The sequence below is a fragment of the Streptococcus sp. ST14 genome, assembly GCF_046098195.1.
GTDB lineage: Bacteria > Bacillota > Bacilli > Lactobacillales > Streptococcaceae > Streptococcus.
Genome location: NZ_JBJUSF010000002.1, coordinates 47,428 through 71,229, shown reverse-complemented (window position 1 = coordinate 71,229; position 23,802 = coordinate 47,428). Strand labels below are relative to the sequence as shown.

The following is a 23,802-nucleotide window of genomic DNA, read 5'->3' as shown; positions in this document are numbered from 1 at the left end:
GTCGGTTTTCTTGTGGAGCTAGCCTATTATCTTAAATAGACGAAAAGGAGAAAAAGATGGCAAACAAAAAAATCCGTATCCGTTTGAAAGCATACGAACACCGTACGCTTGACACAGCGGCTGCAAAAATCGTAGAATCAGCTACTCGTACAGGTGCACAAGTTGCGGGTCCAATCCCACTTCCAACTGAACGTAGCCTCTACACAATCATTCGTGCGACTCACAAATACAAAGACTCTCGCGAACAATTTGAAATGCGTACACACAAACGTTTGATCGATATCGTTAACCCAACTCAAAAAACAGTTGATGCGTTGATGAAATTGGATCTTCCAAGTGGTGTAAACGTAGAAATCAAACTTTAATCTAAAGCTTGATACCTTGAGCATAAAAAACGCTCGTTAAAAACTTTTTGAATAAAAAATATAGAAAAGGAACTATTTTCTCATGACAAAAGGAATCTTAGGGAAAAAAGTGGGAATGACTCAAATCTTCACTGAAGCTGGCGAATTGATCCCTGTAACAGTTATTGAAGCAACTCCAAACGTTGTTCTTCAAGTTAAAACTGTTGAAACAGACGGATACAACGCTATCCAAGTTGGTTTCGATGACAAACGCGAAGTATTGAGCAACAAACCTGCTAAAGGACATGTAGCGAAAGCTAACACGGCTCCTAAGCGCTTCATTCGTGAATTCAAAAACGTTGAAGGCTTGGAAGTTGGTGCTGAAATCACAGTTGAAACATTCGCAGCTGGAGACGTTGTTGACGTAACTGGTACTTCTAAAGGTAAAGGTTTCCAAGGTGTTATCAAACGCCACGGACAATCACGTGGACCAATGGCTCACGGTTCTCGTTACCACCGTCGTCCAGGTTCTATGGGACCTGTTGCGCCTAACCGCGTATTCAAAGGTAAAAACCTTGCAGGACGTATGGGTGGCGACCGCGTAACAATTCAAAACCTTGAAGTTGTACAAGTTGTTCCAGAAAAGAACGTTATCCTTATCAAAGGTAACGTACCAGGTGCTAAGAAATCTCTTATCACTATCAAATCAGCAGTTAAAGCTGGTAAATAATAAAGAAAGGGGAAATCAGTCACAATGGCAAACGTAACATTATTTGACCAAACTGGTAAAGAAGCTGGCCAAGTTGTTCTTAACGATGCAGTATTTGGTATCGAACCAAATGAATCAGTTGTGTTTGATGTGATCATCAGCCAACGCGCAAGCCTTCGTCAAGGAACACACGCTGTTAAAAACCGCTCTGCAGTATCAGGTGGTGGACGCAAACCATGGCGTCAAAAAGGAACTGGACGTGCTCGTCAAGGTTCTATCCGCTCACCACAATGGCGTGGTGGTGGTGTTGTCTTCGGACCAACTCCACGTTCATACGGCTACAAACTTCCACAAAAAGTTCGTCGCCTAGCTCTTAAATCATTTTACTCTGAAAAAGTTGCTGAAAACAAATTCGTAGCTGTAGACGCTCTTTCATTTACAGCTCCAAAAACTGCTGAATTTGCAAAAGTTCTTGCAGCATTGAGCATCGATTCAAAAGTTCTTGTTATCCTTGAAGAAGGAAATGAATTCGCAGCTCTTTCAGCTCGTAACCTTCCAAACGTGAAAGTTGCAACTGCTACAACTGCAAGTGTTCTTGACATCGCAAATAGCGACAAACTTCTTGTCACACAAGCAGCTATCTCTAAAATCGAGGAGGTTCTTGCATAATGAATTTGTATGATGTTATCAAAAAACCTGTCATCACTGAAAGCTCAATGGCTCAACTTGAAGCAGGAAAATATGTATTTGAAGTTGACACTCGTGCACACAAACTTTTGATTAAGCAAGCTGTTGAAGCTGCTTTCGAAGGTGTTAAAGTTGCCAATGTTAACACAATCAACGTAAAACCAAAAGCAAAACGTGTTGGACGTTACACTGGTTTTACTAACAAAACTAAAAAAGCTATCATCACACTTACAGCTGATTCAAAAGCAATCGAGTTGTTTGCTGCTGAAGCTGAATAATCTAAGGAGGAAATATCGTGGGAATTCGTGTTTATAAACCAACAACAAACGGTCGCCGTAATATGACTTCTTTGGATTTCGCTGAAATCACAACAAGCACTCCTGAAAAATCATTGCTTGTTGCTTTGAAGAGCAAGGCTGGTCGTAACAACAACGGTCGTATCACTGTTCGTCACCAAGGTGGTGGACACAAACGTTTCTACCGTTTGGTTGACTTCAAACGTAACAAAGACAACGTTGAAGCAGTTGTTAAAACTATCGAGTACGATCCAAACCGTTCTGCAAACATCGCTCTTGTACACTACACTGACGGTGTGAAAGCATACATCATCGCTCCAAAAGGTCTTGAAGTTGGTCAACGTATCGTTTCAGGTCCTGAAGCAGATATCAAAGTCGGAAACGCTCTTCCGCTTGCTAACATCCCAGTTGGTACTTTGATCCACAACATCGAATTGAAACCAGGTCGTGGTGGAGAATTGGTACGTGCTGCTGGTGCTTCTGCCCAAGTATTGGGTCAAGAAGGTAAATACGTTCTTGTTCGTCTTCAATCTGGCGAAGTTCGTATGATTCTTGGAACTTGTCGTGCTACAGTTGGTGTTGTCGGAAACGAACAACATGGACTTGTAAACCTTGGTAAAGCAGGACGTAGCCGTTGGAAAGGTATCCGCCCAACAGTTCGTGGTTCTGTAATGAACCCTAACGATCACCCACACGGTGGTGGTGAAGGTAAAGCACCAGTTGGTCGTAAAGCGCCATCTACTCCATGGGGCAAACCTGCTCTTGGTCTTAAAACTCGTAACAAGAAAGCGAAATCTGACAAACTTATCGTTCGTCGTCGCAACGAGAAATAATAGTAAACTAGTCGCCTAAGCAACTAGGAAATCCGCCAGCTCGGTAGCGCTCCATGTGAGCGCAAGCCGCTGTGGTACAACATTTAAAGGAGAAAAAATAAAAATGGGACGCAGTCTTAAAAAAGGACCTTTCGTCGATGAGCATTTGATGAAAAAAGTTGAAGCTCAAGCTAACGACGAAAAGAAAAAAGTTATCAAAACTTGGTCACGTCGTTCAACGATCTTCCCAAGTTTCATTGGTTACACTATTGCAGTTTATGACGGACGTAAACACGTACCTGTTTACATCCAAGAAGACATGGTAGGTCACAAACTTGGTGAATTTGCACCAACTCGTACTTACAAAGGTCACGCTGCAGACGACAAGAAAACACGTAGAAAATAAGGAGAACATAAATGGCAGAAATTACTTCAGCTAAAGCAATGGCTCGTACAGTACGTGTTTCACCTCGTAAATCACGTCTTGTTCTTGACAACATCCGTGGTAAAAGCGTAGCCGATGCTATTGCAATCTTGACATTCACACCAAACAAAGCTGCTGAAATCATCTTGAAAGTTTTGAACTCAGCTGTAGCTAACGCTGAAAACAACTTTGGTTTGGACAAAGCTAACTTGGTAGTATCTGAAGCATTCGCAAACGAAGGACCAACTATGAAACGTTTCCGTCCACGTGCGAAAGGTTCAGCTTCACCAATCAACAAACGTACAGCTCACATCACTGTAGCTGTTGCAGAAAAATAAGGAGGTAACATCGTGGGTCAAAAAGTACATCCAATTGGTATGCGTGTCGGCATCATCCGTGATTGGGATGCCAAATGGTATGCTGAAAAAGAATACGCGGATTACCTTCATGAAGATCTTGCAATCCGTAAATTCGTTCAAAAAGAACTTGCTGACGCAGCAGTTTCAACTATCGAAATTGAACGCGCAGTAAACAAAGTTAACGTTTCACTTCACACTGCTAAACCAGGTATGGTTATCGGTAAAGGTGGTGCTAACGTTGATGCACTCCGTGCAAAACTTAACAAATTGACTGGAAAACAAGTACACATCAACATCATCGAAATCAAACAACCTGATTTGGATGCTCACCTTGTAGGTGAAGGAATTGCTCGTCAATTGGAGCAACGTGTCGCTTTCCGTCGTGCACAAAAACAAGCAATCCAACGTGCAATGCGTGCTGGAGCTAAAGGAATCAAAACTCAAGTATCAGGTCGTTTGAACGGTGCGGATATCGCCCGTGCTGAAGGATACTCTGAAGGAACTGTTCCACTTCACACACTTCGTGCAGATATCGATTACGCTTGGGAAGAAGCAGATACTACATACGGTAAACTTGGTGTTAAAGTATGGATCTACCGTGGTGAAGTTCTTCCAGCTCGTAAAAACACTAAAGGAGGTAAATAACCAATGTTAGTACCTAAACGTGTTAAACACCGTCGTGAATTCCGTGGAAAAATGCGCGGTGAAGCAAAAGGTGGAAAAGAAGTAGCATTCGGTGAATACGGTCTTCAAGCTACAACTAGCCACTGGATCACTAACCGCCAAATCGAAGCTGCTCGTATCGCCATGACTCGTTACATGAAACGTGGTGGTAAAGTTTGGATTAAAATCTTCCCACACAAATCATACACTGCTAAAGCTATCGGTGTGCGTATGGGATCTGGTAAAGGGGCACCTGAAGGTTGGGTAGCACCAGTTAAACGTGGTAAAGTGATGTTCGAAATCGCTGGTGTATCTGAAGAGATCGCTCGCGAAGCGCTTCGTCTTGCAAGCCACAAATTGCCAGTTAAATGTAAATTCGTAAAACGTGAAGCAGAATAAGGAGAAGGCATGAAACTTAATGAAGTAAAAGAATTTGTTAAAGAACTTCGTGGTCTTTCTCAAGAAGAACTCGCGAAGCGCGAAAACGAATTGAAAAAAGAATTGTTTGAACTTCGTTTCCAAGCTGCTACTGGTCAATTGGAACAAACAGCTCGCTTGAAAGAAGTTAAAAAACAAATTGCTCGTATCAAAACAGTTCAATCTGAAGCGAAATAATAGACTAGGGAAGGAGAAATTTCAATGGAACGCAATAATCGTAAAGTTCTTGTTGGACGTGTTGTATCTGACAAAATGGACAAGACAATCACAGTTGTAGTTGAAACAAAACGTAACCACCCAGTCTATGGTAAACGTATTAACTACTCTAAGAAATACAAAGCACATGATGAAAACAATGTTGCCAAAGAAGGCGATATCGTACGTATCATGGAAACTCGTCCGCTTTCAGCTACAAAACGTTTCCGTCTTGTAGAAGTTGTTGAAGAAGCGGTCATCATCTAATCAAACCTGAAAGGAGAAAACTGAAATGATTCAAACAGAAACTCGTTTGAAAGTCGCAGACAACAGCGGTGCGCGCGAAATCTTGACTATCAAAGTTCTTGGTGGTTCAGGACGTAAATTTGCAAACATCGGTGATGTTATCGTGGCATCTGTAAAACAAGCTACTCCTGGTGGTGCGGTTAAAAAAGGTGACGTTGTAAAAGCTGTTATCGTTCGTACTAAATCAGGTGCTCGTCGTGCTGATGGTTCATACATCAAATTTGATGAAAACGCAGCAGTTATCATCCGTGAAGACAAAACTCCTCGCGGAACACGTATCTTTGGTCCAGTTGCACGCGAATTGCGTGAAGGTGGCTTCATGAAGATCGTGTCACTTGCTCCAGAAGTACTTTAATTTTTAAAAACAAACTAGTCCCCTAGCTTAATGCTAGGGTGCCCTTATGGGCGTAAGAAAAATCAAGGAGAAACCTAATGTTTGTAAAAAAAGGCGACAAAGTTCGCGTAATCGCTGGTAAAGATAAGGGAACAGAAGCTGTTGTCCTTACTGCCCTTCCAAAAGTAAACAAAGTTATCGTTGAAGGTGTAAACATCGTTAAGAAACACCAACGTCCAACTAACGAACTTCCTCAAGGTGGTATCATCGAGAAAGAAGCAGCTATCCACGTATCAAACGTTCAAGTTTTGGATAAAAACGGTGTAGCTGGTCGTGTTGGTTACAAATTTGTAGACGGTAAAAAAGTTCGCTACAACAAAAAATCAGGCGAAGTGCTTGATTAATCACGAAGGAAAGGAGAAGTATAATGGCAAATCGTTTAAAAGAAAAATATCTTAATGAAGTAGTTCCTGCTTTGACAGAACAATTCAACTACTCATCAGTGATGGCTGTGCCTAAAGTAGATAAGATCGTTTTGAACATGGGTGTTGGTGAAGCTGTATCAAACGCTAAAAGCCTTGAAAAAGCTGCTGAAGAATTGGCGCTTATCTCAGGTCAAAAACCCCTTATCACTAAAGCTAAAAAATCAATCGCCGGCTTCCGTCTTCGTGAAGGTGTAGCGATCGGTGCAAAAGTTACCCTTCGTGGTGAACGTATGTACGAATTCTTGGACAAATTGGTTTCAGTTTCACTTCCACGTGTGCGTGACTTCCACGGTGTTCCAACAAAATCATTTGATGGACGCGGAAACTACACTCTTGGTGTGAAAGAACAATTGATCTTCCCAGAAATTAACTTTGATGACGTTGACAAAACTCGTGGTCTTGACATCGTTATCGTAACAACTGCTAACACTGACGAAGAGTCACGTGCATTGCTTACAGGCCTTGGAATGCCTTTTGCAAAATAATATAGGAGGTAAATCTAATGGCTAAAAAATCAATGATTGCTAAGAACAAACGTCCAGCGAAGTTCTCTACTCAAGCTTATACTCGTTGTGAAAAATGTGGTCGTCCACATTCAGTTTACCGCAAATTTAAACTTTGCCGTGTTTGCTTCCGTGAATTAGCTTACAAAGGACAAATTCCTGGTGTAACAAAAGCATCTTGGTAATTTAAGATATCAAGGGCATCAAAACTCCAAGTGAAAATAGGAAACTTGACGAAGAAACTGAAATTTCTAGGAAAGTTTATCTTTTTCACACAGAGTTTAGCCCGGGTTCAGTTGGACTTGCCAATTTGAACACGAGCTACAGCTTTGGCAAAAAAGACCAATTTTCTTTGGAGCATCGCTCCTGCATCAAATTGCCTATTTTTGCTCTTGCTTTTACGCTCTTTGTATCATGTATTAACTAGCAAGTGCAACTTGCAAACTACTAGTAAGAGGAGAAAAACAAAATGGTTATGACTGACCCAATCGCAGACTTCCTAACTCGTATTCGTAACGCTAACCAAGCGAAACACGAAGTACTTGAAGTACCTGCATCAAACATCAAAAAAGGGATTGCTGAAATCCTTAAACGCGAAGGTTTTGTTAAGAACGTAGAAATCATCGAAGATGACAAACAAGGCATCATCCGTGTATTCCTTAAATACGGACCAAACGGTGAAAAAGTTATCACTAACTTGAAACGTGTTTCTAAACCAGGACTTCGTGTCTACAAAAAACGTGAAGATCTTCCAAAAGTTCTTAACGGACTTGGAATTGCTATCCTTTCAACTTCTGAAGGTTTGCTTACTGATAAAGAAGCTCGCCAAAAGAACGTTGGTGGTGAGGTTATCGCTTACGTTTGGTAAAATCAAGATACAAAGCTCGTAAAGAACAAAGCAAAATTAGGAAGTTGGAGAAGTTTGTTTACAAACAAGCCAACTTATCTATTTTGCACAGTTCTTAGAGCGTGTTCAATTTAGCTATTGAACTCAATAAGTATCTTTAACCCCGTGAAAACTGGCCGTTCTGGCCTGACAATTTAACAGGAGAATAAAAACATGTCACGTATTGGTAATAAAGTTATCGTGTTGCCTGCTGGTGTTGAAATCACTAACAATGGCAACGTTGTAACTGTAAAAGGACCTAAAGGAGAACTTACTCGTGAGTTCTCAAAAGATATTGAAATTCGTGTGGAAGGTACTGAAGTAACTCTTCACCGTCCAAACGATTCAAAAGAAATGAAAACAATCCACGGAACTACTCGTGCCCTTTTGAACAACATGGTTGTTGGTGTATCAGAAGGATTCAAGAAAGAACTTGAAATGCGCGGGGTTGGTTACCGTGCACAACTTCAAGGATCTAAACTTGTTTTGGCTGTTGGTAAATCTCATCCAGACGAAGTTGAAGCTCCAGAAGGAATTACTTTTGAACTTCCAAACCCAACAACAATCGTTGTTAGCGGAATTTCAAAAGAAGTAGTTGGTCAAACAGCTGCTTACGTACGTAGCCTTCGTTCACCAGAACCATATAAAGGTAAAGGTATCCGATACGTTGGTGAATTCGTTCGCCGTAAAGAAGGTAAAACAGGTAAATAATGTTGAGTGGTTGATTTTTAACCACCAACCTATTTTCCAACTTAGTGCATAGCACACGATTTAAAACTAAAGAGGTGAAAACTGTGATTTCTAAACCAGATAAAAACAAACTCCGCCAAAAACGCCACCGTCGCGTTCGCGGAAAACTCTCTGGAACTGCTGATCGCCCACGTTTGAACGTATTTCGTTCTAATACAGGCATCTACGCTCAAGTGATTGATGACGTAGCGGGTGTAACGCTCGCAAGTGCTTCAACTCTTGACAAAGAAGTTTCAAAAGGAACTAAAACTGAACAAGCCGTTGCTGTCGGTAAACTCGTTGCAGAACGTGCAAACGCTAAAGGTATTTCAGAAGTGGTGTTCGACCGCGGTGGATATCTATATCACGGACGTGTGAAAGCTTTGGCTGATGCAGCTCGTGAAAACGGATTGAAATTCTAATAGGAGGACACTAGAAAATGGCATTTAAAGACAATGCAGTTGAATTAGAAGAACGCGTAGTTGCTGTCAACCGTGTTACGAAAGTTGTTAAAGGTGGACGTCGTCTTCGTTTCGCAGCTCTTGTTGTTGTTGGTGACCACAACGGTCGCGTAGGATTTGGTACTGGTAAAGCTCAAGAAGTTCCAGAAGCAATCCGCAAAGCAGTAGAAGATGCTAAGAAAAACTTGATTGAGGTTCCTATGGTTGGAACAACAATCCCACACGAAGTTCTTTCAGAATTCGGTGGAGCTAAAGTATTGTTGAAACCTGCTGTAGAAGGTTCTGGAGTTGCCGCTGGTGGTGCAGTTCGTGCCGTTGTGGAATTGGCAGGTGTGGCAGATATTACATCTAAATCACTTGGCTCTAACACTCCAATCAACATTGTTCGCGCAACTGTTGAAGGTTTGAAACAATTGAAACGCGCTGAAGAAGTTGCTGCCCTTCGTGGTATCTCAGTTTCTGATTTGGCATAAGAAAGGGGATAAAATGGCTCAAATTAAAATTACTTTGACTAAGTCTCCAATCGGACGCATTCCATCACAACGTAAAACTGTTGTAGCACTTGGACTTGGCAAATTGAACAGCTCTGTTATCAAAGAAGACAACGCTGCTATCCGTGGTATGATCACTGCAGTATCTCACTTGGTAACTGTTGAAGAAGTAAACTAATGAATTTTTAGGGGATGTGGCAATACTCATCCCCTAAAACTAGGTATAGTCATCTAAGATGACCATGTATAGGCGAGTTGATAAGGGAGACAACCTTTTCTCTCTTATCGGCGCTAGCATTTTACAAAAGAGGAGAAAATAATAATGAAACTTCATGAATTGAAACCTGCAGAAGGTTCTCGTAAAGTACGTAACCGTGTTGGTCGTGGTACTTCATCAGGTAACGGTAAAACATCTGGTCGCGGTCAAAAAGGTCAAAAAGCTCGTAGCGGTGGCGGAGTTCGCCTTGGTTTTGAAGGTGGACAAACTCCATTGTTCCGTCGTCTTCCAAAACGTGGATTCACTAACATCAACGCTAAAGAATACGCAATTGTAAACCTTGACCAATTGAACGTCTTTGAAGACGGTGCAGAAGTAACTCCAGTTGTGCTTATCGAAGCAGGAATTGTGAAAGCTGAAAAATCAGGAGTTAAAATTCTTGGTAACGGTGAGTTGACTAAGAAATTGACTGTGAAAGCAGCTAAATTCTCTAAATCAGCTGAGGAAGCTATCACTGCTAAAGGTGGTTCTGTAGAAGTCATCTAAGAGAGGTGACCCATGTTTTTTAAATTACTAAAAGAAGCGCTCAAGGTTAAACAAGTTCGATCAAAAATTCTCTTTACAATTTTTATCATTCTTGTTTTCCGTATTGGGACAAGTATTACTGTTCCAGGTGTGAATGCGAAAAGTTTAGAAGCTCTCAGTGGTTTATCTTTCTTGAACATGCTTAGTCTTGTTTCAGGGAATGCCATGAAGAATTTCTCCGTTTTCGCACTCGGTGTAAGTCCGTATATCACTGCTTCCATCGTTGTTCAATTGCTACAAATGGATATTTTACCGAAGTTTGTAGAATGGGGCAAACAAGGGGAAGTAGGACGGAGAAAACTAAACCAAGCTACTCGTTATATTGCACTTGTACTTGCATTTGTTCAATCTATCGGGATCACAGCAGGGTTTAATACTCTATCTGGAGCGAAATTATTAACGACAGCTTTAACACCACAAGTCTTTGTTACTATCGGTATTATCCTCACAGCAGGTAGTATGATTGTAACTTGGCTCGGGGAACAAATTACAGATAAAGGATACGGAAACGGTGTTTCTATGATCATCTTTGCAGGTATTGTCGCTTCAATCCCTGAAATGATTAAAGGAATCTATGTTGACTACTTCGTCAATATTCCAAGTAGCCGTTTGACTTCATCCATTATCTTTGTCGTTATTTTGATTATCGCTGTCTTGTTGATTGTTTACTTTACAACCTATGTTCAACAGGCAGAGTATAAAATTCCAATCCAATATACAAAAGTTGCTCAAGGTGCCCCATCTAGTTCATACCTTCCATTGAAGGTGAACCCAGCGGGGGTTATCCCAGTTATCTTTGCAAGTTCCATTACAGCAGCACCTGCAGCCATTCTTCAATTTTTGAGTGCTACAGGTCACGATTGGGCTTGGGTGCGTACAGCACAGGAAATGTTATCGACAACAGCTCCAACAGGTGTTGCTATGTATGCCTTGCTAATCATTCTCTTTACATTCTTCTATACATTTGTACAGATCAATCCAGAGAAGGCAGCAGAAAACTTGCAAAAGAGTGGAGCCTACATTCATGGGGTCCGTCCTGGTAAGGGTACTGAAGAGTTCATGTCGAAACTTCTTCGTCGCCTTGCGACTGTCGGATCAATCTTCCTTGGTGTGATTTCAATCTTGCCGATTGTGGCAAAAGATGTCTTTGGTCTTTCAGAAGCTGTTGCTTTTGGGGGAACTAGTCTTTTGATCATTATCTCAACTGGTATCGAAGGAATCAAACAGTTAGAAGGTTACCTATTGAAACGTAAGTATGTTGGTTTCATGGATAAAACAGAATAAAAGCAAAATTACTTTTGCTTAGAGAGTGGAGTATGAAGATCTATCTATCAGAGAGATTTTCGTCTCCCCTCTTCTATTTTGTTTTTAAATAGGGGTTGAAAGAGATTTCTGCTTCTATTTAAATACAAAATAAGGAGATCCTATCATGAATCTTTTGATTATGGGCTTACCTGGAGCAGGTAAGGGAACACAAGCAGCTAAAATTGTGGAGCAATTCCACGTGGCACACATTTCAACTGGAGATATGTTCCGTGCTGCTATGGCAAATCAAACTGAAATGGGTGTACTTGCGAAGTCATATATTGACAAAGGTGAGTTGGTTCCAGATGAAGTTACAAATGGAATTGTTAAAGAACGCCTTTCACAGGACGACATCAAGGAAACAGGTTTCTTGTTGGATGGTTACCCACGTACGATTGAACAAGCTCATGCCTTGGACAAAACGTTGGCGGAACTCGGTATCGAACTGGAAGGTGTGATCAATATCGAAGTGAATCCAGATTGTCTCTTGGAACGTTTGAGTGGCCGTATCATCCACCGCGAAACAGGTGAAACCTTCCACAAAGTTTTCAACCCACCAGTTGACTACAAAGAAGAAGATTATTACCAACGTGAAGATGATAAACCGGAGACAGTGAAGCGTCGATTGGATGTCAATATCGCTCAAGGAGAACCAATCATTGCTCACTACCGTGCCAAAGGATTAGTCCACGATATCGAAGGAAATCAAGATATCAATGATGTGTTCAAAGACATCGAAAAAGTATTGACAAATTTGAAATAAAGCGTTTTTCACACTTGCAAAAAATCGCTACAAATGTTATACTGAGATAGTCTGACTTATAATTGTTGTCTCTGTTTTCAGAGGCATCAAATCGAAATTTATGGAGGTGCTTTTGCGTGGCAAAAGACGATGTGATTGAAGTTGAAGGCAAAGTAGTCGATACAATGCCTAACGCAATGTTTACGGTTGAACTTGAAAATGGACATCAGATTTTAGCAACAGTTTCTGGTAAAATTCGTAAAAACTATATTCGTATTTTAGCGGGAGATCGTGTTACTGTCGAGATGAGTCCATATGACTTGACACGTGGACGTATCACTTACCGCTTTAAATAATCGAAAAACTTGGAGGGATAAGAAATGAAAGTAAGACCATCGGTCAAACCAATTTGCGAATACTGTAAAGTAATTCGTCGTAATGGTCGTGTTATGGTAATTTGCCCAGCAAATCCAAAACACAAACAACGTCAAGGATAAGATAGAAAGGAGAAAACATGGCTCGTATTGCTGGAGTTGACATTCCAAATGACAAACGCGTAGTAATCTCATTGACTTATGTTTACGGTATCGGACTTGCAACATCTAAGAAAATTTTGGCTGCTGCTGGAATCTCAGAAGATGTTCGTGTACGTGACCTTACATCAGATCAAGAAGATGCTATCCGTCGTGAAGTGGATGCAATCAAAGTTGAAGGTGACCTTCGTCGTGAAGTAAACTTGAACATCAAACGTTTGATGGAAATCGGTTCTTACCGTGGTATTCGTCACCGTCGTGGACTTCCTGTCCGTGGACAAAACACTAAAAACAACGCTCGCACTCGTAAAGGTAAAGCTGTTGCGATTGCTGGTAAGAAAAAATAATATAGGAGGTAAAAGTCTTGGCTAAACCAACACGTAAACGTCGTGTGAAAAAGAATATCGAATCTGGTATTGCTCATATTCACGCTACATTTAATAACACTATTGTTATGATTACTGATGTGCATGGTAATGCAATTGCTTGGTCATCAGCTGGTGCTCTTGGTTTCAAAGGTTCTCGTAAATCTACACCATTCGCTGCTCAAATGGCTTCAGAAGCTGCTGCTAAATCTGCACAAGAACACGGTCTTAAATCAGTTGAAGTTACTGTAAAAGGTCCAGGTTCTGGTCGTGAGTCAGCTATTCGTGCGCTTGCTGCCGCTGGTCTTGAAGTAACAGCAATTCGTGATGTGACTCCAGTGCCACACAATGGTGCTCGTCCTCCAAAACGTCGCCGTGTATAATCATCGCATTACACTGCTTTTCGTTTAAGAGGGAGTAACTAAATGATTGAGTTTGAAAAACCAAATATAACAAAAATTGATGAAAATAAAGATTATGGCAAGTTTGTAATCGAACCACTTGAACGTGGCTACGGTACAACTCTTGGTAACTCTCTTCGTCGTGTACTACTAGCTTCTCTACCAGGAGCAGCAGTGACATCTATCAACATTGAAGGTGTCTTGCATGAGTTCGACACAGTTCCAGGTGTTCGTGAAGACGTGATGCAAATCATTCTGAACATTAAAGGGATTGCAGTGAAATCATACGTTGAAGACGAAAAAATCATTGAACTTGACGTTGAAGGTCCTGCTGAAATTACAGCTGGAGACATTTTGACTGACAGTGATGTTGAGATTGTAAATCCAGATCATTATCTCTTTACAATCGGTGAAGGTTCTTCTCTAAAAGCGACAATGACTGTTAACAGTGGTCGTGGATATGTACCTGCTGATGAAAACAAAAAAGATAATGCACCAGTTGGAACACTTGCTGTAGATTCTATTTATACACCAGTTACAAAAGTCAACTATCAAGTTGAACCTGCTCGTGTAGGTAGCAATGATGGATTTGACAAATTAACCCTTGAAATCTTGACTAATGGAACAATTATTCCAGAAGATGCTTTAGGGCTTTCAGCACGTATCTTGACAGAACATCTTGATTTGTTTACAAATCTTACTGAGATTGCTAAGTCAACTGAAGTGATGAAAGAAGCTGATACTGAATCTGACGATCGTATTTTGGATCGTACGATTGAGGAACTGGACTTGTCTGTGCGTTCATACAACTGTTTGAAACGTGCCGGTATCAACACTGTGCATGATTTGACAGAAAAATCTGAAGCAGAGATGATGAAAGTACGAAATCTTGGACGTAAGAGTTTGGAAGAAGTGAAACTCAAACTCATTGATTTGGGTCTTGGATTAAAAGATAAATAAAGGAGGAATACATGGCTTACCGTAAACTAGGACGCACTAGCTCACAACGTAAAGCAATGCTTCGCGATTTGACAACTGACCTTTTGATCAACGAATCAATCGTGACAACTGAAGCTCGTGCTAAAGAAATCCGTAAAACTGTTGAAAAAATGATTACTCTAGGTAAACGTGGTGATTTGCATGCACGTCGTCAAGCAGCTGCTTTCGTACGTAATGAAATCGCATCTGAAAACTATGATGAAGCAACTGATAAGTACACTTCTACTACAGCACTTCAAAAATTGTTCTCAGAAATCGCACCTCGTTATGCTGAACGTAACGGTGGATACACTCGTATCCTTAAAACTGAACCACGTCGTGGTGATGCTGCGCCAATGGCGATCATCGAATTAGTATAAAATCATCAATTTTGTTGAGTGTTATGATGATGGAGTCTTGTGCTCTTAGTCTAGCTCTGGTCTACCGCTGGGACTTCGGTCCTAGCGGGAACACTCATCATCATTTGATAGGGTAGACGCTTGTTTACGAAATTGTTTTTTTCTTAAGAACAACTTCGTAAGCAGGCGTTTTTTAGTATTATCTATGGAAATATGCTATACTAGGAAAAAAGAAAATCAAAAACGTTCAGGTTTTCTAAAAATCGTAGAAATGGGGTATAAGAATGAAGGCTATTATTACAGTGGTTGGTAAGGACAAGGCTGGGATCGTTGCAGGCGTGTCTACTAAGATTGCAGAGTTGGGTTTGAATATTGACGATATTTCTCAGACGGTGTTGGATGAATACTTTACTATGATGGCGGTCGTTTCTAGTGACGAAAAACAGGATTTCACTTATCTGCGAAATGAGTTTGAAACTTTCGGTCAGACCTTGAATGTCAAAATCAATATTCAAAGTGCGGCGATTTTTGACGCTATGTATAATATCTAGGAGGTTATCATGGATATTAGACAAGTTACAGAAACCATTGCCATGATCGAGGAGCAGAACTTCGATATCAGAACCATCACCATGGGGATTTCCCTTTTGGACTGTATTGATCCAGATATCAATCGTGCTGCTGAAAAGATTTACCAAAAAATCACCACTAAAGCTGCAAATCTAGTGGCTGTAGGAGATGAAATTGCTGCAGAACTTGGGATTCCTATTGTTAATAAACGGGTATCGGTGACTCCGATTTCATTGATTGGTGCTGCGACTGATGCGACAGACTATGTTGTTTTGGCAAAGGCACTTGACAAGGCTGCCAAGGAGATTGGTGTTGACTTTATCGGTGGATTCTCTGCCTTGGTACAAAAAGGCTACCAAAAAGGAGATGAAATTCTCATCAATTCTATCCCGCGCGCTCTAGCTGAGACAGACAAGGTTTGTTCGTCTGTTAACATTGGCTCGACCAAGTCAGGTATCAACATGACTGCGGTCGCTGATATGGGACGTATCATCAAGGAAACAGCTGCGATGTCAGATATGGGTGCGGCTAAGTTGGTCGTATTTGCTAATGCTGTTGAGGACAATCCTTTTATGGCAGGGGCCTTTCATGGTGTTGGCGAAGCAGATGTTATCATCAATGTCGGTGTTTCAGGTCCTGGTGTTGTCAAACGCGCCTTGGAGAAAGTTCGTGGTCAGAGTTTTGATGTTGTAGCTGAGACGGTCAAGAAAACAGCCTTTAAGATTACTCGTATTGGTCAGCTAGTCGGTCAAATGGCGAGTGAACGCCTTGGTGTTGACTTTGGAATTGTCGACCTAAGCTTGGCACCTACTCCTGCAGTTGGTGATTCTGTGGCTCGTGTCCTTGAGGAAATGGGCCTAGAAACAGTTGGTACGCATGGGACAACGGCTGCCCTCGCTCTTTTGAATGACCAAGTTAAGAAGGGCGGAGTGATGGCTTGTAACCAAGTCGGTGGCTTGTCAGGTGCTTTTATCCCCGTTTCTGAAGATGAGGGGATGATTGCTGCGGTGCAAGATGGCTCTCTGAATTTAGAGAAACTAGAGGCCATGACGGCTATCTGTTCAGTTGGACTGGATATGATTGCTATTCCAGAAGATACGCCTGCTGAAACTATTGCTGCGATGATTGCGGATGAGGCGGCAATCGGCGTCATTAACATGAAAACAACGGCTGTCCGTATTATTCCAAAGGGCAAAGAAGGCGATATGATTGAGTTCGGTGGTTTGCTAGGAACAGCTCCAGTTATGAAGGTCAACGGAGCTTCGTCTGTTGATTTCATCTCTCGTGGTGGCCAAATCCCAGCTCCAATCCATAGTTTTAAAAATTAATAAAAAAGTGAGAGGATTTAAGTTGAGTTTAAGGATGACTGTGTATACTATAATCATTAAATAAAGACCTCCTAACTTTATTTAATAGAAATCCTAAACTTTTTCATAATAATCTCCTAGGGAAGCTACCGTGAGGGTAGCTTTTCTTGTGGCAAAATTAGGAGAAGGAGCTTTGCTTTTGAAAGCCAAATATTTCTTTGATCCATGATATAATAGAAGAAAATGGAGGATAGAGAATGTCTAAAGTAAGATTGTACTTAGTCCGTCATGGGAAAACCATGTTTAACACGATTGGACGTGCTCAAGGATGGAGTGATACGCCTCTAACTGCAGAAGGTGAGTTGGGAATTCATGAGTTGGGAATTGGCTTGAGAGAGTCTGGTTTGCAGTTTGACCGAGCTTATTCCAGTGATTCAGGGCGTACCATTCAGACCATGGGAATTATCCTAGAAGAACTGGGCTTGCAAGGGAAAATCCCTTACCGCATGGATAAGCGAATCCGTGAGTGGTGCTTTGGTAGTTTTGATGGGGCCTATGATGGAGATCTCTTTATGGGGGTCATTCCTCGTGTATTCAAGGTGGATCATGTTCATCAGTTATCCTATGCGGAGCTAGCTGAAGGTTTGGTAGAGGTTGATACTGCTGGTTGGGCTGAAGGTTGGGAAAAACTTAGTGGCCGAATTAGAGAAGGTTTTGAAACGATTGCCAAAGAAATTGAAGAACAAGGTGGTGGCAATGCCTTGGTTGTTAGCCACGGGATGACCATTGGTACCATTGTGTATCTAATCAATGGCATGCATCCGCATGGTCTAGATAATGGTAGCGTGACGATTCTTGAATATGAGGACGGTCAGTTTAGTGTAGAAGTTGTTGGTGACCGTAGTTATCGAGAGCTCGGACGTGAGAAGATGGAAGAAATAAAAAATTGATATAAGTTAGCTCCGATTGGGAGCTAATTTTTTTCCTGTTAAATAAGGTGGATTTGCGACTCAGTATTTCTTGTTATCCAAGTCTAAAAGAACATTTCTCGTCTTTCAAATTCCCTCAAAAATGGTATAATAGTAACATCACAAAATTGGAGAGAGACCATGAGTTTTTACAATCATAAAGAAATTGAGCCTAAGTGGCAGGGCTACTGGGCAGAACATCATACATTTAAGACTGGAACAGATGCATCAAAACCGAAGTTTTATGCTCTCGATATGTTCCCTTATCCGTCTGGAGCGGGTCTGCACGTAGGACACCCAGAAGGCTACACTGCAACCGATATCCTCAGCCGTTACAAACGTGCGCAAGGCTACAATGTCCTTCACCCAATGGGATGGGATGCCTTTGGTTTGCCAGCTGAGCAGTACGCTATGGATACGGGGAATGACCCAGCAGAATTTACAGCGGAAAATATTGCCAACTTCAAACGCCAAATCAATGCGCTTGGCTTCTCTTACGACTGGGACCGTGAAGTCAACACCACAGATCCAAACTACTACAAGTGGACGCAGTGGATCTTCACCAAGCTTTACGAAAAAGGCTTGGCTTATGAAGCGGAAGTACCAGTAAACTGGGTTGAAGAATTGGGGACGGCCATTGCCAACGAAGAAGTCCTTCCTGACGGAACTTCTGAGCGTGGAGGCTATCCCGTTGTCCGCAAACCAATGCGGCAATGGATGCTTAAAATCACGGCCTATGCAGAGCGCTTGCTTAATGACTTGGATGAGTTGGATTGGCCAGAGTCTATCAAGGATATGCAACGCAACTGGATTGGCAAATCCACTGGTGCCAATGTAACTTTCAAAGTGAAAGGGACTGACAAGGAATTCACCGTCTTTACTACTCGTCCTGATACTCTTTTCGGTGCGACCTTCACAGTCTTGGCTCCTGAGCATGAACTAGTAGATGCCATCACAAGCTCAGAGCAAGCTGAGGCAGTAGCTGACTACAAACACCAAGCTAGTCTCAAGTCTGACTTGGCTCGTACCGATCTTGCCAAGGAAAAAACAGGAGTTTGGACGGGCGCTTATGCCATCAACCCTGTCAATGGCAAAGAAATTCCAATCTGGATTGCCGACTATGTTCTTGCGAGCTATGGAACAGGTGCTGTTATGGCTGTTCCTGCCCATGACCAACGTGACTGGGAATTTGCCAAACAGTTTGGTCTTCCAATCGTAGAAGTGCTTGAAGGTGGTAACGTTGAAGAAGCTGCCTATACTGAAGATGGTCTTCATGTCAATTCAGACTTCCTAGATGGCCTTAACAAAGAAGACGCTATTGCTAAGATTGTGGCTTGGTTGGAAGAGAAAGGTTGCGGTCAAGAGAAGGTTACCTACCGTCTCCGCGACTGGCTCTTTAGCCGTCAACGTTACTGGGGTGAGCCAATCCCAATCATTCATTGGGAAGATGGAACTTCAACGGCTGTTCCTGAGAATGAATTGCCACTTGTCTTGCCAGTAACCAAGGACATCCGCCCTTCAGGTACAGGGGAAAGCCCATTGGCTAACTTGACCGACTGGTTGGAAGTGACGCGCGAAGATGGTGTCAAAGGTCGTCGTGAAACCAACACCATGCCACAATGGGCTGGTTCAAGCTGGTACTACCTCCGCTATATTGACCCACACAATACTGAGAAATTGGCTGACGAGGATCTCCTCAAACAATGGTTGCCAGTAGATATCTACGTGGGTGGTGCAGAGCACGCTGTACTTCACTTGCTTTACGCTCGTTTTTGGCACAAATTCCTCTATGACCTCGGTGTTGTTCCAACTAAGGAACCATTCCAAAAACTCTTTAACCAAGGAATGATTTTGGGAACAAGCTACCGTGACCACCGTGGAGCTCTTGTAGCGACTGACAAGGTTGAAAAACGTGACGGTTCTTTCTTCCATGTGGAAACAGGAGAAGAACTGGAGCAAGCACCAGCCAAGATGTCTAAATCGCTCAAGAACGTTGTCAATCCAGACGACGTAGTGGACCAATACGGTGCTGATACCCTACGTGTCTATGAAATGTTCATGGGACCGCTTGACGCTTCGATTGCTTGGTCAGAAGAAGGTTTGGAAGGAAGCCGTAAATTCCTTGACCGTGTTTACCGTTTGATCACAAGTAAAGAAATCGTTGCGGAAAACAATGGCGCTCTTGACAAGGTCTACAATGAAACAGTCAAATCTGTCACTGAGCAAATCGAATCCATGAAATTCAACACAGCCATTGCCCAACTCATGGTCTTTGTCAACGCTGCTAACAAGGAAGACAAACTCTATGTGGACTTCGCCAAAGGCTTTATCCAATTGATTGCCCCATTTGCACCTCACTTGGCAGAAGAACTCTGGCAAACAGTTGCTGCAACAGGTGAGTCCATCTCTTACGTGGCTTGGCCAACTTGGGACGAAAGCAAATTGGTTGAAGATGAAATCGAAATCGTCGTTCAAATCAAAGGTAAAGTCCGTGCCAAACTCATGGTCGCTAAAGACCTTTCACGCGAAGAATTGCAAGAAGTGGCTCTGGCTGACGAAAAGGTCAAAGCGGAGATTGATGGTAAGGAAATCGTGAAGGTGATTGCGGTACCTAACAAACTCGTTAATATCGTTGTGAAATAAGATAGGAATCCTTCAGAGTAGAATCTGGAGGATTTTTAAATTGGATTATGCTATAATAGTCCCAACTAAGATAAAAACACAGTTCTGGTTGGTAGTCCAGACGTAGGTAAGCCTATCAGTAACCTTCCTCCTTGGTTGTCCATTCTTAGGGATAGATTTAAGGAGGTGCTGTCGTGGAAATCGTTTCAATTGGCTTGACAGTTTATTTTGAAGATGGATTTTGGCATGGATTGTTTGAACAAGAGTATGAGGAAACTTATCAAGTTTGTCGTGTGACATTTGGTCAGGAACCAAAAGAGGATGAAATTTTGAGACTTTTACAGACTCAGTTTGCTCGGTTATCTTTTAGTCCAGAGGCGACAGTTAAACAGCATGTGAAGATTAAGAATCCGAAGCGTCTGCAGCGAGCTGTAAAGAAACAGGTGAAGCAGAAAGTTTCTTCTAAGTCACAAGAGCTTTTACAGTTGCAGTACGAGGAACGAAAAAAGCATTCAAAACAACAGTCCAGTCTCCAAAAGCAATTGCTCAAGCAAGAGAAATTTGAACGCAAACAGCAAAAACGTAGAGAGAAGCACAAGGGGCACTAGTGGCTTTCTCTTTCATAAAATAGAACAGCTCTTCTTGGATAACAAGAGCTGTTTTTGCTTGTATTGAAGATTTCTTTCCTAATAGATATACTTATCGTTAATGGCAGTTTCAAATTCAGGACCATACTTGCTTGCTTCAAATTCAATCCTGCCCATTCAGAATTTTCATTTTACTAGAAGGGAGTGTGTGCCATGATTTCTGATTCATTTTTTATTGTTTGGTTTAGCGAGAACAATACTATTGACTCCTGGATTTTTCTGCCAGATGCTATAAAACACCTCTTTTATAGCACATGTTTAAAAATATAATGTGTGGTTGTAAGTGATTTTAAACTTCCTCTAGTGATTCGATAGGAGAAAAATAAGCCTGCTCTACTTTAATTTAACCCCCATTATTTTACCACTTGGCCTTTCATTTTAACTGCTTATCTCAAAAGTCGATTTTTCTTTCATACTTTTTGTTAAACTAGTGTGGTAAAGAGGAGGAAAAAATATGATTTTACAAGCTAAACATTTGACTAAACGGTACGGCAATCATATGGCTGTCGACGATATCCAGTTAGAGTTTGAAAAAGGAAGTTTCAATGCTATTTTGGGACCCAATGGTGCAGGGAAATCAACCACCATTTCCATGTTAATCGGTTTGAAAAAGCCGACACAAGGTCAGATTCGATATGCGCCAAATACGAAAATCGGAGTTGTTTTTCAAGCTAGTGTACTGGATGAGATGTTGACGGTTAGGGAAAATCTCACGATTCGTGCTCAACAGTATAAGGAGATTGCGGAAAGTCGTGTGGATGATTTGATTCATCAACTGGGTTTGACGGCTTTCCAGAAACAACAATATGGGACTTTGTCAGGTGGACAAAAACGTCGGGTTGATATTGCGCGTGCTCTTCTTTCGCGACCAGATATTCTTTTCTTGGATGAACCAACGACAGGTCTTGATATTCAGACGCGCAAATCCATCTGGGATCTACTGTATCGACTACAAAAGGATGAAGGGATGACTATTATCTTAACGACTCATTATCTGGATGAAGCAGATGAAGCGGATCAGATCTATATCGTTGATCATGGGAAAGTGATTGCGCAAGGTTCTGCGACTGCTATTAAAAGTCAGTATGCATCTAATATCCTAAAAATTCGTTTTAAGGAAATGAAGGCTCTAGAAAAATTGCTACAGGCTGGAATGACAGTAGAGGAAGAAAATGAGTTGGAATATCTTTTTTATCCAGGGACGTCACAGGAAGCCATTGAATATTTGGCAAAAGTTCGAGAAGAAATTGATTCTTTTGAGTTTCGTCCGGGTACTATGGATGATGCCTTTATTGCACTTACAGGAAGAGAGGTTCGCTAATGCTAGCTTTATTGAAACGGAATTTTATCTTATATTTTCGTAATCGTTCGGGGGTATTTTTCTCATTATTGGGGGCATTGATTTCCTTCCTCCTTTATATCATTTTTTTGCAGAAGAATTTGACGGACTCTTGGTCCCAACTCCCTAATAGTACGAACCTTTTAAATAACTGGCTGATGGGTGGGACGTTGGCTGTGACTGGGATGACAACCAGTTTTACGGCTCTTAAACAAATGGTACAGGATCGCGAAAATCAAGTGGATCAAGATCTTTTCTTGACAGATTTAGGTAACTGGGGCTTACAGGCGTCCTATCTAATCAGTAGTATTGTCATTTCTTTTGTCATGCAGGTGTTTATGTATGCTGTTATGAGTTTTTATTTTAAAGAGAGCCCAGTTATCAGCCATTTACCGGAAATCGCTTTGATTATGTTGTTAAGTAGTCTGCTTTCAAGTTTGGTAAATGTTCTCTTGATTTACCGTTTTCAATCTGTAGATAGCCTTGGTAAACTGGCAACGATAGTGGGAACTGCTTCTGGATTTTTAGTAGGAACTTATATCCCCATTGGAGTACTACCTGATTCTGCGCAGCTTTTCATGAAATGTACCCCTGCAACTTATATTGCTTCTCTCTATCGACAAGTCTTGATGAAAGAGCGATTAGAGATCGCATTTTCAGGAAATAACAGTCTGTTACAGGAATTTCAAGAAAAAATGGGAATCCAAATCAACTGGCAAGAACTATTGACAAAGGAAGAAACATACTTTATAGTGGTTATTATCAGTCTCATCGCTATTCTTCTTTGGCTTTTATTTGTTAAAGTGTTTAGCAAGAGAAAATAAAGATGTATTGGAGAGAAAATGAAGATTCGTTTTGAAATGAAGACAGAGTTTTCAGAAAAAGACCCACACATTTTAATTCAGGCAGCTCAGTTAACCGACCAAGCAAGAGAGGTCATGGAGTATTTAGAACAATTTTCAACGACCAATCAGGTGGTCATTCCTATTCGAACGGATGATCATCTGGTTATGGTGAAAATTGAGGATCTTATTCTAGCAGATATCGATAAGAATTTGTTGACCATTTATACGGTAGATGGGATTTATAAAACTAAGGAAACATTAACAAACTTTCAGAATCGAATTAATCGACGTAACTTTATACAGATATCACGTCATTCAGTTATAAACATTGACCATTTAGAGTCATTATCGGATAGCTTTTCAGGGAACATGATGGCTAAGATGACTCGGGGTCTCAAATCGAGTGTGAGTCGGAAATACGTTAAGTCCTTAATGGATTATCTAGGTTTATAGGAGAAAATCATGAAGCGATTGATTGCTTATTTTGTATCGGGAATGCGTACGGCCTCCTTTGTTTATTTGAGTTTGGTGTTATTGGCTCAGTTTTATTCAGGTATTACCTATCCCGCACCAACGACAAAAAATATTCTAGCTTTGTTTTTGATGAGTGGAATTATGGGGGTATTGACTTTAATCCTTGAAAGGCTAGAGTTTCTTGCTTATAGTATGCGTGTAGGAGTTCATTTGTTAGCGACAGCTACTATTTTAGTATTGACCTACCTATTTTTTGGCTGGGGTTCGGCATTGTTGAGTCCCTTGCTTTGGTTCTTTTTCTTATTAATTTATGGACTGATATGGTTGTACCAGATCTGGCAAACTCACAAGCTCACCCAACGAATTAATCAAGCCTTAGAAGATAAAAGAAAGAAAACAAATCACTAATGTAGTGTTGAGGAT

38 protein-coding genes are annotated in these 23,802 nt (G+C 41.4%); all 38 read left to right on the top strand.

All coding sequences use genetic code 11. The annotated features are described in order from the left end of the window. Nucleotides 1–56: 56 nt before the first annotated feature. The 38 genes from rpsJ to ACIY19_RS00820 all read left to right on the top strand — a co-directional run bounded on the left by rpsJ (nucleotide 57) and on the right by ACIY19_RS00820 (nucleotide 23,787). A complete protein-coding gene (gene rpsJ, locus ACIY19_RS01005; RefSeq protein ID WP_001284513.1) occupies nucleotides 57–365 on the top strand; it encodes a 30S ribosomal protein S10 in 309 nt (102 codons plus the stop codon). A gap of 82 nt (nucleotides 366–447) precedes the next feature. Next, nucleotides 448–1,074, top strand: coding sequence for a 50S ribosomal protein L3 (gene rplC / locus ACIY19_RS01000; RefSeq protein ID WP_000160197.1), 627 nt, complete (start codon nucleotides 448–450; stop codon nucleotides 1,072–1,074). 24 nt (nucleotides 1,075–1,098) lie between these two features. Continuing rightward, entirely contained in the window at nucleotides 1,099–1,722 is a 624-nt protein-coding gene (rplD, locus tag ACIY19_RS00995) for a 50S ribosomal protein L4 (RefSeq protein WP_409002466.1), read from the top strand. Continuing rightward, nucleotides 1,722–2,018 (top strand): 50S ribosomal protein L23, encoded by a 297-nt coding sequence (locus ACIY19_RS00990; protein WP_001055347.1) that lies wholly within the window; start codon nucleotides 1,722–1,724, stop codon nucleotides 2,016–2,018. The genes rplD and ACIY19_RS00990 overlap by 1 nt, the downstream gene beginning before the upstream one ends. Nucleotides 2,019–2,035: 17 nt before the next feature. Next, nucleotides 2,036–2,869 (top strand): 50S ribosomal protein L2, encoded by an 834-nt coding sequence (rplB, locus tag ACIY19_RS00985; protein WP_000512910.1) that lies wholly within the window; start codon nucleotides 2,036–2,038, stop codon nucleotides 2,867–2,869. A gap of 103 nt (nucleotides 2,870–2,972) precedes the next feature. After that, the gene (rpsS, locus tag ACIY19_RS00980) at nucleotides 2,973–3,254 is read left to right on the top strand and encodes a 30S ribosomal protein S19 (RefSeq protein WP_000533766.1); all 282 of its coding nucleotides are present in this window, start codon (nucleotides 2,973–2,975) and stop codon (nucleotides 3,252–3,254) included. Nucleotides 3,255–3,265: 11 nt separating this feature from the next. Continuing rightward, entirely contained in the window at nucleotides 3,266–3,610 is a 345-nt protein-coding gene (gene rplV / locus ACIY19_RS00975; protein ID WP_000818137.1) for a 50S ribosomal protein L22, read from the top strand. A 12-nt stretch (nucleotides 3,611–3,622) separates the two neighbouring features. After that, the gene (gene rpsC / locus ACIY19_RS00970; RefSeq protein WP_000529936.1) at nucleotides 3,623–4,276 is read left to right on the top strand and encodes a 30S ribosomal protein S3; all 654 of its coding nucleotides are present in this window, start codon (nucleotides 3,623–3,625) and stop codon (nucleotides 4,274–4,276) included. 3 nt (nucleotides 4,277–4,279) lie between these two features. Then, nucleotides 4,280–4,693 (top strand): 50S ribosomal protein L16, encoded by a 414-nt coding sequence (rplP, locus tag ACIY19_RS00965; protein WP_000960946.1) that lies wholly within the window; start codon nucleotides 4,280–4,282, stop codon nucleotides 4,691–4,693. Nucleotides 4,694–4,702: 9 nt separating this feature from the next. After that, nucleotides 4,703–4,909 (top strand): 50S ribosomal protein L29, encoded by a 207-nt coding sequence (rpmC, locus tag ACIY19_RS00960; protein WP_000772918.1) that lies wholly within the window; start codon nucleotides 4,703–4,705, stop codon nucleotides 4,907–4,909. 24 nt (nucleotides 4,910–4,933) lie between these two features. Beyond that, nucleotides 4,934–5,194 (top strand): 30S ribosomal protein S17, encoded by a 261-nt coding sequence (gene rpsQ, locus ACIY19_RS00955; protein ID WP_000440801.1) that lies wholly within the window; start codon nucleotides 4,934–4,936, stop codon nucleotides 5,192–5,194. A 25-nt stretch (nucleotides 5,195–5,219) separates the two neighbouring features. Then, on the top strand, nucleotides 5,220–5,588 hold the full coding sequence (gene rplN / locus ACIY19_RS00950; RefSeq protein ID WP_000616545.1) for a 50S ribosomal protein L14: 369 nt from the start codon (nucleotides 5,220–5,222) through the stop codon (nucleotides 5,586–5,588). Between the two features lie 77 nt (nucleotides 5,589–5,665). Then, a complete protein-coding gene (gene rplX / locus ACIY19_RS00945; protein ID WP_000497691.1) occupies nucleotides 5,666–5,971 on the top strand; it encodes a 50S ribosomal protein L24 in 306 nt (101 codons plus the stop codon). Nucleotides 5,972–5,994: 23 nt separating this feature from the next. Further along, nucleotides 5,995–6,537 (top strand): 50S ribosomal protein L5, encoded by a 543-nt coding sequence (rplE, locus tag ACIY19_RS00940; RefSeq protein ID WP_000013542.1) that lies wholly within the window; start codon nucleotides 5,995–5,997, stop codon nucleotides 6,535–6,537. A 17-nt stretch (nucleotides 6,538–6,554) separates the two neighbouring features. Beyond that, on the top strand, nucleotides 6,555–6,740 hold the full coding sequence (locus ACIY19_RS00935) for a type Z 30S ribosomal protein S14 (protein WP_001085697.1): 186 nt from the start codon (nucleotides 6,555–6,557) through the stop codon (nucleotides 6,738–6,740). Between the two features lie 284 nt (nucleotides 6,741–7,024). Next, nucleotides 7,025–7,423, top strand: coding sequence for a 30S ribosomal protein S8 (gene rpsH / locus ACIY19_RS00930; protein ID WP_000245504.1), 399 nt, complete (start codon nucleotides 7,025–7,027; stop codon nucleotides 7,421–7,423). 192 nt (nucleotides 7,424–7,615) lie between these two features. Beyond that, nucleotides 7,616–8,152 carry a 50S ribosomal protein L6 gene (gene rplF, locus ACIY19_RS00925; RefSeq protein ID WP_049519218.1) on the top strand — a complete coding sequence of 179 codons (537 nt, stop codon included), beginning with the start codon at nucleotides 7,616–7,618 and terminating at the stop codon, nucleotides 8,150–8,152. Nucleotides 8,153–8,235: 83 nt separating this feature from the next. Beyond that, on the top strand, nucleotides 8,236–8,592 hold the full coding sequence (gene rplR, locus ACIY19_RS00920) for a 50S ribosomal protein L18 (RefSeq protein WP_000624044.1): 357 nt from the start codon (nucleotides 8,236–8,238) through the stop codon (nucleotides 8,590–8,592). A 17-nt stretch (nucleotides 8,593–8,609) separates the two neighbouring features. Next, complete coding sequence (gene rpsE, locus ACIY19_RS00915) at nucleotides 8,610–9,104, top strand: 30S ribosomal protein S5 (RefSeq protein ID WP_000874204.1); 495 nt, start codon at nucleotides 8,610–8,612, stop codon at nucleotides 9,102–9,104. Nucleotides 9,105–9,117: 13 nt separating this feature from the next. Next, a complete protein-coding gene (rpmD, locus tag ACIY19_RS00910) occupies nucleotides 9,118–9,300 on the top strand; it encodes a 50S ribosomal protein L30 (protein ID WP_000057241.1) in 183 nt (60 codons plus the stop codon). 144 nt (nucleotides 9,301–9,444) lie between these two features. Then, the gene (rplO, locus tag ACIY19_RS00905; RefSeq protein ID WP_000766089.1) at nucleotides 9,445–9,885 is read left to right on the top strand and encodes a 50S ribosomal protein L15; all 441 of its coding nucleotides are present in this window, start codon (nucleotides 9,445–9,447) and stop codon (nucleotides 9,883–9,885) included. Nucleotides 9,886–9,897: 12 nt separating this feature from the next. Beyond that, entirely contained in the window at nucleotides 9,898–11,208 is a 1,311-nt protein-coding gene (secY, locus tag ACIY19_RS00900; RefSeq protein ID WP_139689728.1) for a preprotein translocase subunit SecY, read from the top strand. Nucleotides 11,209–11,353: 145 nt separating this feature from the next. Further along, the gene (locus tag ACIY19_RS00895) at nucleotides 11,354–11,992 is read left to right on the top strand and encodes an adenylate kinase (RefSeq protein ID WP_001050433.1); all 639 of its coding nucleotides are present in this window, start codon (nucleotides 11,354–11,356) and stop codon (nucleotides 11,990–11,992) included. A gap of 116 nt (nucleotides 11,993–12,108) precedes the next feature. Continuing rightward, nucleotides 12,109–12,327 (top strand): translation initiation factor IF-1, encoded by a 219-nt coding sequence (gene infA / locus ACIY19_RS00890; protein ID WP_001029883.1) that lies wholly within the window; start codon nucleotides 12,109–12,111, stop codon nucleotides 12,325–12,327. Between the two features lie 24 nt (nucleotides 12,328–12,351). After that, nucleotides 12,352–12,468 carry a 50S ribosomal protein L36 gene (rpmJ, locus tag ACIY19_RS00885; RefSeq protein ID WP_001808836.1) on the top strand — a complete coding sequence of 39 codons (117 nt, stop codon included), beginning with the start codon at nucleotides 12,352–12,354 and terminating at the stop codon, nucleotides 12,466–12,468. Between the two features lie 17 nt (nucleotides 12,469–12,485). Further along, nucleotides 12,486–12,851 carry a 30S ribosomal protein S13 gene (gene rpsM, locus ACIY19_RS00880; protein WP_000090781.1) on the top strand — a complete coding sequence of 122 codons (366 nt, stop codon included), beginning with the start codon at nucleotides 12,486–12,488 and terminating at the stop codon, nucleotides 12,849–12,851. 17 nt (nucleotides 12,852–12,868) lie between these two features. Next, nucleotides 12,869–13,252: a 30S ribosomal protein S11 gene (rpsK, locus tag ACIY19_RS00875; protein WP_001118385.1), complete on the top strand. Its 384-nt coding sequence runs from the start codon at nucleotides 12,869–12,871 to the stop codon at nucleotides 13,250–13,252. Between the two features lie 42 nt (nucleotides 13,253–13,294). After that, nucleotides 13,295–14,230 carry a DNA-directed RNA polymerase subunit alpha gene (locus ACIY19_RS00870; protein WP_007520800.1) on the top strand — a complete coding sequence of 312 codons (936 nt, stop codon included), beginning with the start codon at nucleotides 13,295–13,297 and terminating at the stop codon, nucleotides 14,228–14,230. A gap of 11 nt (nucleotides 14,231–14,241) precedes the next feature. Beyond that, nucleotides 14,242–14,628, top strand: coding sequence for a 50S ribosomal protein L17 (gene rplQ / locus ACIY19_RS00865; RefSeq protein WP_000331493.1), 387 nt, complete (start codon nucleotides 14,242–14,244; stop codon nucleotides 14,626–14,628). 263 nt (nucleotides 14,629–14,891) lie between these two features. Then, on the top strand, nucleotides 14,892–15,158 hold the full coding sequence (locus ACIY19_RS00860; RefSeq protein ID WP_000644111.1) for an ACT domain-containing protein: 267 nt from the start codon (nucleotides 14,892–14,894) through the stop codon (nucleotides 15,156–15,158). 9 nt (nucleotides 15,159–15,167) lie between these two features. Further along, a complete protein-coding gene (locus tag ACIY19_RS00855) occupies nucleotides 15,168–16,505 on the top strand; it encodes a PFL family protein (protein WP_409002465.1) in 1,338 nt (445 codons plus the stop codon). A 236-nt stretch (nucleotides 16,506–16,741) separates the two neighbouring features. After that, nucleotides 16,742–17,434, top strand: a complete 693-nt coding sequence (locus tag ACIY19_RS00850) for a histidine phosphatase family protein (protein WP_409002464.1) — start codon at nucleotides 16,742–16,744, stop codon at nucleotides 17,432–17,434. A gap of 159 nt (nucleotides 17,435–17,593) precedes the next feature. Continuing rightward, nucleotides 17,594–20,095, top strand: coding sequence for a leucine--tRNA ligase (gene leuS / locus ACIY19_RS00845; protein WP_247923950.1), 2,502 nt, complete (start codon nucleotides 17,594–17,596; stop codon nucleotides 20,093–20,095). A 173-nt stretch (nucleotides 20,096–20,268) separates the two neighbouring features. Next, nucleotides 20,269–20,682, top strand: a complete 414-nt coding sequence (locus ACIY19_RS00840; RefSeq protein WP_247931422.1) for a YjdF family protein — start codon at nucleotides 20,269–20,271, stop codon at nucleotides 20,680–20,682. A 493-nt stretch (nucleotides 20,683–21,175) separates the two neighbouring features. Beyond that, nucleotides 21,176–22,042, top strand: a complete 867-nt coding sequence (locus tag ACIY19_RS00835; protein ID WP_409002463.1) for an ATP-binding cassette domain-containing protein — start codon at nucleotides 21,176–21,178, stop codon at nucleotides 22,040–22,042. Further along, a complete protein-coding gene (locus tag ACIY19_RS00830) occupies nucleotides 22,042–22,884 on the top strand; it encodes an ABC transporter permease (protein ID WP_409002462.1) in 843 nt (280 codons plus the stop codon). Before ACIY19_RS00835 ends, ACIY19_RS00830 begins: the two co-directional genes overlap by 1 nt. An 18-nt stretch (nucleotides 22,885–22,902) precedes the next feature. After that, nucleotides 22,903–23,358 carry a LytTR family DNA-binding domain-containing protein gene (locus ACIY19_RS00825; protein ID WP_000701939.1) on the top strand — a complete coding sequence of 152 codons (456 nt, stop codon included), beginning with the start codon at nucleotides 22,903–22,905 and terminating at the stop codon, nucleotides 23,356–23,358. A gap of 9 nt (nucleotides 23,359–23,367) precedes the next feature. Further along, complete coding sequence (locus ACIY19_RS00820; protein ID WP_000825486.1) at nucleotides 23,368–23,787, top strand: DUF3021 domain-containing protein; 420 nt, start codon at nucleotides 23,368–23,370, stop codon at nucleotides 23,785–23,787. Nucleotides 23,788–23,802: the final 15 nt, after the last annotated feature.